The organism is Aneurinibacillus sp. UBA3580 (assembly GCF_002375825.1).
Classification (GTDB): domain Bacteria; phylum Bacillota; class Bacilli; order Aneurinibacillales; family Aneurinibacillaceae; genus Aneurinibacillus; species Aneurinibacillus danicus.
Genome location: NZ_DFMZ01000060.1, coordinates 23,719 through 35,553 on the forward strand (window position 1 = coordinate 23,719; position 11,835 = coordinate 35,553).

At 46.4% G+C, this 11,835-nt stretch carries 12 protein-coding genes; 1 reads left to right on the forward strand and 11 read right to left on the reverse strand.

Annotation, left to right across the window (positions count from 1 at the left end; genetic code table 11):
* Positions 1-39: 39 nt before the first annotated feature.
* The 3 genes from B2899_RS09540 to B2899_RS09550 all read right to left on the reverse strand — a co-directional run bounded on the left by B2899_RS09540 (position 40) and on the right by B2899_RS09550 (position 1,961).
* On the reverse strand, positions 40-978 hold the full coding sequence (locus B2899_RS09540) for a hypothetical protein (RefSeq protein WP_146811573.1): 939 nt from the start codon (positions 976-978) through the stop codon (positions 40-42).
* A gap of 256 nt (positions 979-1,234) precedes the next feature.
* A complete protein-coding gene (locus B2899_RS09545; RefSeq protein ID WP_286885328.1) occupies positions 1,235-1,717 on the reverse strand; it encodes an Rpn family recombination-promoting nuclease/putative transposase in 483 nt (160 codons plus the stop codon).
* Between the two features lie 19 nt (positions 1,718-1,736).
* Positions 1,737-1,961, reverse strand: a complete 225-nt coding sequence (locus tag B2899_RS09550) for a PD-(D/E)XK nuclease family transposase (RefSeq protein ID WP_286885329.1) — start codon at positions 1,959-1,961, stop codon at positions 1,737-1,739.
* Positions 1,962-2,423: 462 nt separating this feature from the next.
* On the opposite strand from B2899_RS09550, the gene B2899_RS09555 reads away from it, so the two are divergent.
* On the forward strand, positions 2,424-2,939 hold the full coding sequence (locus tag B2899_RS09555; protein ID WP_286885331.1) for a hypothetical protein: 516 nt from the start codon (positions 2,424-2,426) through the stop codon (positions 2,937-2,939).
* Positions 2,940-3,291: 352 nt separating this feature from the next.
* Here the strand turns inward: B2899_RS09555 and B2899_RS09560 are convergent, their stop codons facing one another.
* The 8 genes from B2899_RS09560 to B2899_RS09595 form a co-directional block, all read right to left on the reverse strand.
* The gene (locus B2899_RS09560; RefSeq protein WP_146811822.1) at positions 3,292-3,489 is read right to left on the reverse strand and encodes a cold shock domain-containing protein; all 198 of its coding nucleotides are present in this window, start codon (positions 3,487-3,489) and stop codon (positions 3,292-3,294) included.
* Positions 3,490-3,630: 141 nt separating this feature from the next.
* On the reverse strand, positions 3,631-4,266 hold the full coding sequence (locus tag B2899_RS09565; protein WP_146811843.1) for an amino acid ABC transporter permease: 636 nt from the start codon (positions 4,264-4,266) through the stop codon (positions 3,631-3,633).
* Between the two features lie 186 nt (positions 4,267-4,452).
* Entirely contained in the window at positions 4,453-5,130 is a 678-nt protein-coding gene (locus B2899_RS09570; RefSeq protein WP_286885456.1) for a basic amino acid ABC transporter substrate-binding protein, read from the reverse strand.
* Positions 5,127-5,294, reverse strand: coding sequence for a hypothetical protein (locus tag B2899_RS09575; RefSeq protein ID WP_286885333.1), 168 nt, complete (start codon positions 5,292-5,294; stop codon positions 5,127-5,129). Before B2899_RS09575 ends, B2899_RS09570 begins: the two co-directional genes overlap by 4 nt.
* A 343-nt stretch (positions 5,295-5,637) precedes the next feature.
* Complete coding sequence (locus tag B2899_RS09580) at positions 5,638-6,570, reverse strand: flagellin (RefSeq protein ID WP_286885334.1); 933 nt, start codon at positions 6,568-6,570, stop codon at positions 5,638-5,640.
* 29 nt (positions 6,571-6,599) lie between these two features.
* Positions 6,600-7,100: a flagellar export chaperone FliS gene (gene fliS / locus B2899_RS09585; RefSeq protein ID WP_286885337.1), complete on the reverse strand. Its 501-nt coding sequence runs from the start codon at positions 7,098-7,100 to the stop codon at positions 6,600-6,602.
* A 106-nt stretch (positions 7,101-7,206) separates the two neighbouring features.
* Positions 7,207-7,638, reverse strand: coding sequence for an EscU/YscU/HrcU family type III secretion system export apparatus switch protein (locus tag B2899_RS18420; protein ID WP_146811825.1), 432 nt, complete (start codon positions 7,636-7,638; stop codon positions 7,207-7,209).
* A partial coding sequence (locus tag B2899_RS09595) for a hypothetical protein (protein WP_286885339.1) occupies positions 7,635-11,835 on the reverse strand: 4,201 nt, incomplete at its 5' end. The genes B2899_RS18420 and B2899_RS09595, both read right to left, overlap by 4 nt.

Genomic DNA, 11,835 nt, shown 5'->3' on the forward strand with positions numbered 1-11,835 from the left:
ACTTCTGAACATCCGCTCGGGGTCTGACCCCCCTTCCGATTAATGGGTGCTTCTCTTTCTTTGCACTTCTTTCTTTAATTTTTTAACATCTTCCAAGGATAAGCCGGAAATTTTCGAGATGAGTTGAATATCAGCATCTACTTCTTCCTCTAGCCACTTCTTTACTAGCTCAATTTTCCCTTCTATCTTCCCTTTGGAGTAATACATGTCCGCCAGATTGCTTCGATCCCATGTCAGCCCCATATTTTCACCTTCCCTCCATACCATTTCATTAAGTTCAGCCTCAAAGTTCTTTTCCTTTTCAACAGGAAGCTTTAATAGCCCATCGATAAATACAAATAACTTTTCAATTTTCTCTCGCCGCCACTCTTTTTGCAGCAGCAGGCGAATCAGGTTTATTTTAAATTGATAACGGGCATTGATATCTTTTTTGCTTTTCACTACGTATAATCCGGCAAGAACAGCCATACTGAATGGATTTTCTGAACGTGTCAGCTCCTCTTCATTTTGCTCCACTATCTTGTAAGAGCGGTACGTATAGGTTAATGTTGTATCAAAAAATTCATATTTATACGTATCCGGTTTATAAGACGGACTTTCATCAGAAAAAAGCGCCAGGGCAAATATTTTCCTGTCATATTTATCATACACGCGGTAAAAGTAGCGGAACATTCGCTCAGCAAAATCAAGGTCTCGACTTCCCTGTACTTCAATATGTGTTAGTATCCACTTCTCTTCCCCGCTCTTCAAATACAGTTTTGCCAGCTTATCTGTGTACTTCTTTTCCGCCTCTGAGTCAGGGAACAGCGTTCGCAGTTCTTGCTCCAGAAATTCATACCCCTTGTTGAAATCAACGGCTTCATATAAATCGGGCGCAAAGAAATGCAGGAACTCCTCAAAAAATTCTTCAATCACTTCTTTCCAGAGTGCATCATAATCTGGAAACATTAGTCCCTGTTGGTTTGTCCCTTCACTCAAAGTATGTCTCTCCCTTTTACAAGCGTCTTTATTTCCGTTCTGTTTTCTTTTTATTATATCATACACCATGGAATGCAAAGGTAAAAAACGCATACACAAAAAACGAGCAGTCAAGAGTTGAATAGCAAAAGAAAAAGAAAAAAGCCCATTAGGATTTTTCCCAAAGGACTTCTAAGCAACCGCTCGGGGTCTGACCCCCTACCCGAGAATGACGGAGTCAGACGAGGCAATCATTAACGTACCGGGGGTCAGTTCCCTAGTTCCTTTTCAGTTGTTCGATTTCAGCTACTGATAATCCTGTTGCCTGCGCAACTGCCTCTTCATCCATACCCATTGCCAACAGATTTCGAGCAATAGCTCTTTTTTCTTCCATTCTGCCTTCCTCATACTTCTGCTGCTGCCTGCGCTCATTCTCTGCTATCGCAGACAGACGATCCATCATCGCCTTATGACGCATCTCGTACTCCCGGATTGCTGCCGGGTCACGGCTCAGGTCTTCCCACTTCTCCATCGCTTCCTTTAATACCGGATTGTCCATCGCTCGTACCTCCAGTTCTTTGCGTATTCCTTCATCATCCCCGGCTTCCAAAAGCAACAGCCATTCCACCAGCTCATCATGTCCTATGCCAATCCTCTTCTTGCGCCACAAATCAACCAATTTCGGCATCTCCACAAGATGCAATTCCATCGTGTCATCCCATAAGAAGTTCTCTTCCCGTTCCCTTAAATCAAACACCATGTGATAGCGATCTTTAGGTTCAGTGAACAACCGAAAACCAATGAATGTCTAAAATCGCATTCTTGTCCTCGCTGTATTCTCGGCCCATCTCTTTATCCAGAATCGTGACACCCGCAATCCGCTTGTCCGGTGCGGGCTTGAGCATCGCATTCAGGAAGGCAATCAAAATACGCTCGTTCCCCCGCGAACCGAACAGCTTCTTGAACGCGAAGTCTACGTACAGCTTCATCCATCTTGTTTCCACCCGACCACCCACCTTTTCCTTTATTATAACATGACCGGTCGCAGCAGAAAAAACACCAGAAAACCACCATAGCGGCTCAGCCGCAACCCCACCATGAAAATCGTAGGAAGGGCGGCTGACTTTTGCGGTACGAAGGAAAAGAGGAGAAAGAATGAGAAGGAGATTTTAATGTAGAAAAAGGCGAAGGCCTTTTTCTTCCTCAGATCTCTTTTCCTCCCTTTTCTCCTTCTTTCCTCACAATTTTCACAAAAAAAGAAGTCCATCAAAAGACTTCTGAACATCCACTCGGGGGCTGACCCCTTCCCGATTAATGGGTGCTTCTCTTTCTCTTTTCTATCGCTGCTACTCTTTTTGCAGTAGCAGGCGAATCGTTTATTTTAAAGTAAAAGCGCAAGGATTTGGTTTTATGCTATACTGTATTGTACATAGGAATACATACGAATGGGGGGGAGGAAATAAGCCGTGTCGAGCGATGAAATGTTGAATGCTTTTCGCAGTTTGCTTCGTGAGGAATTGCAGCCCGTTAAAGAAGATTTAAAACAACTAAACGAAAAAGTAACGAATCTCGACCAGAGGGTGGCGAAGCTCGAGCAGAAGGTAGACAACCTCGACCAGAGGGCAGCAAATCTTGAACAGAAGGTAGACAACCTCGACCAGAGGGTGGCAAATCTTGAACAAAGAGTAGAAAACCTCGACCGGAGAGCAGCGAATGTGGAACTGCGACAGGACAGAATAAAACAGGAGATAGCATCGCTATTGAAAAACCAGGAGACGACAAACGCGAAACTCGAAGCGCTTACTATGGATGTCCATCGCCTCGAAGGTAACCTGCACCGCGTAGAGGAAAAAGTTGGACGAAATCATACGGAAATCATGGAGCGGCTTTCTTCCCTCGAACGGGACATCGACCACACCTGGGAAAAGTCTGTACGGAATGAACGGGTCCTGGCCAATATTAAAAAACTGCTAGAGAATTGAGAAAAACTCGCGGGCATGGCCGCTCGTGCTTTTTCCACAGAGAAGACAAACGGCCGCTTTGTGGCTCTTCGGTCGGACCGGCAAAACATCCGGGTATCTCGAAAAGGGAGACAGTTGCCGGTCTTTTTCTCCCGCAGGTCCCACGCTCCACACGGAAAAAGCAACGGTCGGCACACGCCTCGCGAGTTTTTCTTCGCTTACGATATGGAAGGAAAGTATATGTAGCTTTATTACTGTAAAGCAAAGTACACTTTCTTATACTGAAAACCCCCGGAAATATATCCGGGGGTGTAGTTATCGTTCGTTGTATTTGAATCTACCTTACTTCCATTACCAGGAAAGGTGATGCATATTACAACTTAACAACATTCGCTGCTTGAGGTCCACGAGCGCCTTCAACGATTTCGAATTCAACGCTTTGTCCTTCTTCGAGCGATTTGAAACCTTCTGCTTGGATAGCAGAGAAGTGTACGAATACGTCGTCTCCGTCTTCGCGTTCGATGAAACCATAACCTTTTTCAGCGTTAAACCATTTAACTTTACCTTGCATCAAATACATCCCTTTCCGTCAATAAAATATGGGAACAAGTTGTTGTTTTTCCCACATCTTGACTATACCATCCCCCACAGCCCTAAGTCAAATTAAATCGCTCGACGAAACCAGCCGTTATTCGACAATTTAGAAAATGATTTACTCTGTCGCAAAGCGCTTCTCAAGGTAAGCGACAAAACGAGAGATGATAAGCGTTAGAATTAAATAGATGACCGCCATCGTCAGGTACGACTCCCAGCGGGCGAATGTCGATTTAGCTGTCGCATACCCCGCGTACGCAAGTTCCGGCGCCGCAATAACCGCCAGCAGCGAGGAATCCTTCAGCAGCGCGATGAACTCGTTACCGAGCGGCGGAATCATACGCTTGAATGCCTGCGGCAGGATAACGAAACGCATCGCCTGCCCATGATTCATTCCCAGTGAACGTGCCGCTTCCATCTGGCCCCGGTCAATCGATTGAATCCCTGCACGGAAGATTTCGGCTATGTAGGCGCCCGCATTGAGAGACAGTGCCACGAAACCGGAGAATACGGCGGACGGCGGCTCTCCATCGGTAAACAGCGCCCAAATCTCAGGAATCGCCGCAAAGTGAATCAAAAGAATCTGCACAAACAGAGGCGTCCCCCGAAACACGGTTATGTAGGCGACAGACGGCCAGCGCAGCAACGGATTTTTCGACAGGCGGCCCAGACCGAAGATTAATCCGAGAATCGTTCCCATAAACACACCGACAGAAGTGAAGAGAATCGTATATCCTACACCGCGGATAAACATCTCACGGTACTCGTAAATGACGCCCCAATCCAGTTCCAATACGTCCACAGCCTTTCTTCATAAGCTTTCTCGATAAACAGGCGAAAAGTGCGCGAGAACTTGTCCGCGCGCACTCTCTTTATGCATAACGTATTCATTATATCGGATAAACATTCGATTGCCTAGATGCTTTTTTGCATGTTCTGCTTATTTTTTCTCTTCGCCAAAGTACTGCTTGTAGATTTCGTCATACTTGCCGTTTTCTTTGATGGTCTTCAGCCCTTTGTTAATTTCATCAAGCAGTTCTTTGTTGCCTTTCTTCACCATGATGCCGTATTGCTCCGGCACAACATTCGGGTCTTTCACTACTTTATAGCCTTCTTTGCCAGACGTTTTGAGGAAGTCATTCAGCACCGCATTATCAGCTACAACAGCGTCTACACGCTTCGCGTACAGCTCTTCCACCGCAGACGGCGTATCATCAAAACCTTTTAGCTTCGGATTGCCTTTGCCCAGGACTTTCTCAGCCAGATCGGCACCTGTCGTACCGCTCTGTACGGCTACGCGCATGTCTTTAATGTCTTCGATTTTTGTTACGTTTGCGCTTTCCGGTACCATGATTAACTGGAATGCATCAAAGTACGGATCGGAGAAATCGTATTTTTGCTTGCGCTCGTCATTGATGGTGATGGCGGAAATTCCGATGTCACGCTTTCCTTTATCGATGTCTTCAAACAGCGGGTCCCATCCGGCATGCTCTATTTGAAGCTCCCAGCCGTTGACTTCCGCAATCGCTTTAATGATGTCCATATCGAAGCCCACCGGCTTGCTGTCCGGACCTTGCTTCTCGAACGGTGGATACGCTGCATCGGTTCCGACTTTCAGTACTTTCTTTTCCCCGCCGGAAGAAGCTTCTTTCCCCTGTTCAGCCTGTCCGCTGGCCTGCTGGCTTGCTCCTTTGTCTCCACCGCCGCACGCCGTACCATGACGGCGAGCAGCACCAGCATGAGCGCCGAAAAAAGCGCTTTCATTGTTTTTTGCGTCCGCATTGTGTCTAATGTCCCCCTTTGATTCGTTCAGTTTGTTTGTAGATAATCATGTTTTCTTTAATTATAAGGAGGTCTTTAGTCAATTACAATGAAAAAGTACAGGAATTGATAGAATTTTTTTGGTTTATTTATCACTTTATCGCTTTAAAGTTATGCTAATTGAATAGTTAAACAATAATCTGTATATTCTTCCAATTGGTATCACGAAAAAAAGGGAAGTTTTTTCATAAAGTACCATGGAGGAAGTGTATATGACTTTACAGTGATAAGGCAATATACTTTCCTACACTAAAAAAAGAACCCCCGAAGAACGAATCTTCAAGAGTTCCTTTTTCAAATTTATTTAGCCTTTGAGAAGTTGCAAAACACCCTGCGGCAGCTGGTTGGCCTGCGCCAGCATCGCCGTTGCGGATTGGTTAATGATGTTGTACTTCGTAAACTCTGTCATCTCTTTCGCCATGTCCGCGTCACGGATGCGGGATTCGGCTGCTGTCAGATTTTCTGCGTAGTTAGATAGATTGTTGACTGCATGTTCCAGACGGTTATTAATAGCACCCAAGTAAGAACGAATAGCTGATACTGCTTGAACAGCATTATCAAAAATCGTAATGGCACTACGTGCACCGGAAGAGGTGTGGAGAATTTCGTTTATCTTAATACCTGCATAACCACCGTCTGCTGCATCTACAAGTTTAAGAGATTTCAAATCGATACGCGCACCGCTAATTATCAATTCAAATCCATCTTTTGAAATCGTCTTTTGAATTCCACCGGAAAGTTGTAATTCAAGGTAGTTCTCCGTATTCGGACCGAATTGAATGCCCACTTTACCGTTAATGCCAATTTGGCCGCCTGCTTTTCCGGAGGAAAGAAGGTTAACACCATTAAACTCTGTTGTTTTAGCGATGTCTTCAATCTGTTTCAGGAGTTGATTTACTTCATCTTGAGAAGCTTTTTTATCAGCAGAATTGTATGTATCGTTTGCTGCCTGAACAGCAAGCTCGCGCATACGTTGCAACATTGCATGCACTTCTTGTAACGCACCTTCCGCTGTCTGAATTAGAGAAATGCCGTCCATTGTGTTACGCTGACCCTGGTGCAAACCGCGGATTTGTCCGCGCATTTTCTCAGAGATTGCAAGACCTGCAGCGTCATCTGAAGCACGGTTAATACGGTAGCCTGAAGACAGCTTCTCCAGCACTTTTCCCATACCGATTTGGTTCTGGGATAAATTACGGTATGAGTTTAATGCCGAAATATTATGGTTAATACGCATTTACATTCACTCTCCAATAATTTTTCTTTTTATAACTCCCTCGGCTTAGCCTGGGCTTGTTCCAACGTTTCCTGATCAATCTCCATCCGCTCATAGGGATTAAGAGCCGGCCTTCTTGCTTTTATTCCAGCAGTTGTCGAAGGGGCTGCATTGCCCGACTGCTTAACTTTTTCCATCGCAATTGTCCATGCTTCGTCAAGATCTTTAATGATTCGTTTCGCTTCTTCCATCTTGGCAACATCTTTTGTGCGATTCGCTTCTAAAACCAATTCAAATACATACTGGTATAGCATCTCCAAGCGGTCCGCCAGCACACCCGCTTCATACTTAATGCCAAAACCAAGGCGGGTAACGATATCGTTACAAAGCTGTAAAGCGCTATTTGCCTTGTCATATTTGCGCCGGGGTGTCGCTTCTATCGCTTCATCTATTTTTTGTAGAAACTTTTTGTAAAGCAGAGAAGTAATCAATTCAGGACGGTCATGAATATCGCTTAACTCGACATTCTCCGGCGTAATTACGCGCTCCATCATCATGCCACCTTGCTTTCTCTTGTTTGATTCTTATTAACTACCTTTTGTATCGGTGTAAAATCCAATATTTTAAGATGATTTTAAAGAAAACATTACCATTTACCTAAATATTTTTTATGGCTCCCAATAAATCTTCGAGGCTTATATCCTTTTCATCTTCGTCAGGTTCATCCCAATACGCAGTGTCACGTACGGAGTGGGTTGTTATCACAGGCCTGAAAGCCGGGGCTGTTCCTGTTTCTCCTATGTTGGCCCGTCGTACCAACAGCAAGATTTCTGCTATTACTTGATAAAGTTGAGGCGGAACCTGATTGCCCAAGTCCAACGAGAACAAATTATCCAGCAAGAGGGCGTCCTCCTGCAACGCAATATTGCTTTCCTTCGCTTTTTCGATAATTTTCCTCGCTACTTCTCCTCGTCCTTGTGCCACGACAACCGGAGCATTATCTTTCTCTTTGTCATATCGAATCACCGCCGCCCGTGTGGGTTCCTTCTTAGCGTCAGCTGACGGGCGACGAAAATATTTGTGAATCATATAGAGAGATCTACTCCTTCACGCACCATCATAGAAGCCGCTTTGGCTCTCGCTTTCTCTACGTCAACAAGTGGAAGAGCGGAAGGCTTCTTTTCCTGAATAGGCTCATTCATTGGCGCAAACGAAATGCCCTGGATACGATATCCTAGTCCTTGCAATTGCTCTTTTAACTGAGGGATGTACGGTTCAAAAGCTCTCTCTACCTGCGGGTGATTATTTTGAATCCGCAATGTCATATCCCGTTCTACTACGGTCACGCCAATGCCTGTATCACCGAACCTCGGTGTGGAAAGGAAGAAAAAGAGGCTGCAATTCTCCCAATCCATCTGCTCTCCGTTATTTCGGGAATGGATATGCATTTGTACATTCTGCATCCCCTCTTCCCAGGGCAGCGGCAATTGAAAATACATGGTTTGTACCGGTGCCCCCGGCTCATGCTTAGAAAGAAGCTGCTGACCGGTTACATTGGATAGCGTCTGTTCAAGTACTTCACGCGCGCGTGGCGAGAGATTGCCGTTCTCCAACTGGTCCATAATCATACTCTTCATGTTCTGTGGTCTTTCGTCCTGAGACTGGAAGGACTGCTGACCGGATTGAGTAAACGACGGAAAAGCTTCTGTTTTATGTCCGGAAGGTACACCACCGGAGGTCAAAGAAGAGCCCTGCCCCAGGTTGAGGCTGTTTCCGTTCCATACACCGGTCCCCATTTCTCTATTTTCACCGGCTCGACGGCTCATCCACTCAATCGCTTCCCGTTCGTATCCGAGTCCCATCCCACGCATCCACTCTTGTACTCCGCGCCCGGTTAATTCATTATTCTTCCATTCTCTACCGTATAGTTCGAGCGGATTTTGCAGCCTGCCTTCACCCGCTTTTTTGGAGAAAAAACGCTCTACCTTCATGTAAGAAGGCTGCCAGTTCAGCTTTTCCAATTCGCTGCGGATAGCCTGGAATGACCGTAGTGCCTGTTCTGTCTGGCCTTTATCCAGCATGCTTTTTATATCCTGCAATTGCCCACTGATTTTCAATACACTGTGCTCAAACTCCATATCGGCAAACAGCGCAAACTCACCTTTAGAAACGAGACGGTTTACCATCTCAATCGTCGGCTCGATTACTTGCTTAATATAAGATGATGCCTGCGGAATTTCTTGCCGCAGAAATTGACTCATTCGCTCTACGTTACTAAGGATTTCTTTCTTCGTCTGCATAAATTCTTCGGCTACCTGGCGCAGATGTTCTGGAATATAATGGGAGATGCGCTCGAAATTAGCTGCTTGCACATTAGTATAAGCCGCCAGACGTCCCGCTTCTTCTTCAAACAAACGATGAATCTGCGTAAGCGCCGCATCTGCATCCACCTGGATACGCTGAGCCGCATCCTGTTCAAAGAGCGCATCGATTTCTCCCGTTGCAAATGAAGCCTGCGACACTGCCGCTTCTTCTAACGCGGAGAGCAAAGGATGTAGTTTCTGAACCATTTCTTTAGGAAGCCCTTCCGTTTCTATGGTCGTTTCCAGCAACCATTGAACATCCTGCAAAATTTGTTGAGGCATTCTTCCCGTTTCTAAGCCGAAACTTGAACCGGATAATTCTTTTCCATGCAAAAGCGCTGATGCCGTAACTCCAGATGAGCTTTGTATTTCTGCTCGGGCTGCGGCTACGATTCCACTCAGACGCTCATACGTCTGCGCCATCGTTTTCAATACCACTGGTGACGAAGATTGCAGTGCATCTGCCTGCCTCTGTACCGCTTCCCCTTTTGCCGTTTCCACAACCGGCAGCTTGAAAGCCTGAATAAGCTGATCGGCAGTACGCTGCACAATGATTTTCCCTTCGGCACTTCGCCCTACCGCTTCATAGCTCATCGACATACGAAGATCTTTGCTTATCTGTTCCATAAAGCGCCGGGTATCCTGTTGGAGGGCAACACTGCCTCCGGCTTCACGGATTAGATTTTGTACCGCTTGCTGAAGCCCTTCGATTTGCTGACGCGTCACCCTTCCCTCGGTTCGAATGACGAGAACCCGCTCTGCCACTTCCCTCTGCACCTTACGTAAAGCACTTTTTTCAGAAGGTACCTCTTCTTTTTCTAGTTCGGCAACTTGCGGCTTTACTTCGGGAGAAAGATGTCCTTTTGGCTCAACAGGGACAGCATCGCGCTGTGCCGATATATTTTTTATCACCTGCTCTGCGGAAACTTCCCGTTCATTCGTCCGTATCTTATACACCGTTTGCTCGACTTGGTTCACCACTTTTTGAATTTGTTCACGCGTGACAGCGCTCAATTGGGCGAGGTCCGGACTTTGCTTAATTTGCTCTACCAGTTGCCGCAATGCTTCCTTATTTATGGGCTGCCCGCTGGAGGCGGCTTTCGCCAGCACTTCAAGTTTCTGTGCCAAACGCTCTGCCGGACGGTTGCTTTCGGAAGATGTATTCAGCTTTATCTCTTGTGACACGGACTTCGTCGCCTGCTCTAGCAGACGGAGACTTCCTCTCTCCGCAAGCACCCGCCCTGACACACTCGGTTGCGATGATGGAACCTGGCGCATGACTTGTTCCAGCGAAGCAACGGCTTGCTGAACAGCTTGCCGGGTTTGAACACTCATACTTTTCAATTCCAGACTCTCTTTGATTTGTCGAACAAATTGTTCCAAGAGCTTCTTATCCAGTTGTCCCCCACTGGCTATTGCTTTCACCAATGTTTCTAATTTCTCCGATAGCTGTTGACTTCCGCCTATGCCTGCTTGTTTCTCTCTGCTCTGTATAATGCTCTCTGTCGGTGCGTTTCCCTTTGCTATAGTAGAAGAAGGGCTCAGTGTTTCCTGTTTTACTTGAGCAGAGTTTAATTCACGAGATGCTTGTTTAGACACCTGTTCTAAATTGGCGCGGTCGACAAAACGATCCAGTCGTTGAGACGATACAATCTTTTCATTCGATGGCGTTGTTCGTACCGCTTGTTCTATTTGTTTTACTGCTTTTTCTAATTGCTCTCGTGTTTCGGTGCTTAACCGGGTGAACTCTGGACTTCGCCCAATTTGTTCTACAAGCTGTCTCAAAGCTTCTTTATTTATCGGTTGCCCGCTGGAAACAGCTTTCGCTAGTACTTCAATCTTTTGAGACAACCGAGGTACATGATGACCGTTTGCACCTTCCATACGTATTGCCTTTTCTCCACGTCCGCTTCCAGGTACAACAATAGAAGGAGCTAAACTCATTTCTCGTGCCGCCAATTTTGCCGCCTGCTCCAAATTCGCACGGTCAACGAGCCGGGCTAATCGGTCCGCTGATACCACCTTCTCGGTCTGTGGCGTTTCATGCACCGCCTGCTCTATCTGCTGGACAGCTTTCTGTATTTGCTCCCGTGCGCCTGAATTTACCTGCGCTAATTCCGGATGGAATTTCACTTGCTGTACAAGCTGCTGAAGTGCCTCCCTGTTAACCGGTTGTCTACCGGAAATCACCTTTACCATCGTATCCAGTTGACGGGCTAATGTATGGCTGCCTTCTCTCCCTGCTGTTTCTCGGTTTACCTGTGGCTGCACTCTTCTTGCTTCTTGCCGGGCATTCTCTCTTACTGCTTTATCAACATCTTCTGCCCGGGAGTTAGGCAGAGACACAGATGCTTCTGTTCTGTCTTTCACTTCCATTGCTATCGTTTTGATTAACCGATTTAGCTCAAGGCGGTCAGCTACCCTGGTCACCTGATCTACCGACATTTTCGATTGACCTACTGCAGATTGCGTCAGGTTCTGCATTTGCCTTGTCAACCGTTCTACCCGCTGTCCCGTCTCTTTGGAAATAGCACCGCTTTCTTTGGCTGCCTCCAGCGTATTTTCCATCTCCCGAATCAGTTTCTGCAACTGTTCTTTATCAATCGTGCCTTTCTGTTTCTCCGCTTGCACTACAGCATCACGCAGCGTTGCCAGCTGGCGCGCAAGTCTAACCTCTGGCTTTTCTGGCTGCGCATTCTTTTCCATCATCTCTACTCTTGCCGCCTGGTGATTCGCCCGCGCAGTCGTTTTTTCACCCCCAGTCGGTTTTCCGGCTAACTCCGGCAACTCATCTGCCATTCTTTCTACTAATTGATCCAGAGTAGGTCCGTGCAGAGTTCGAAATACCGCCTCGAAACTTTTAACGGTAACATGGATATTTTTTTTCATCATAATCTGCAAAGCATCCAGCTTCTGCTGAACC

Coding starts and splice junctions, on each gene's coding strand:
- fliS (WP_286885337.1), bottom strand. CDS start 7,100: ATGGAGCGCGTAATTACGCCGGAGAATGTCGAGTTAAGCGATATTCAT.
- B2899_RS09560 (WP_146811822.1), bottom strand. CDS start 3,489: ATGCAAGGTAAAGTTAAATGGTTTAACGCTGAAAAAGGTTATGGTTTC.
- B2899_RS09575 (WP_286885333.1), bottom strand. CDS start 5,294: ATGCGGACGCAAAAAACAATGAAAGCGCTTTTTTCGGCGCTCATGCTG.
- B2899_RS09565 (WP_146811843.1), bottom strand. CDS start 4,266: ATGTTTATCCGCGGTGTAGGATATACGATTCTCTTCACTTCTGTCGGT.
- B2899_RS09545 (WP_286885328.1), bottom strand. CDS start 1,717: ATGGTGTTTGATTTAAGGGAACGGGAAGAGAACTTCTTATGGGATGAC.
- B2899_RS09580 (WP_286885334.1), bottom strand. CDS start 6,570: ATGCGTATTAACCATAATATTTCGGCATTAAACTCATACCGTAATTTA.
- B2899_RS18420 (WP_146811825.1), bottom strand. CDS start 7,638: ATGATTCACAAATATTTTCGTCGCCCGTCAGCTGACGCTAAGAAGGAA.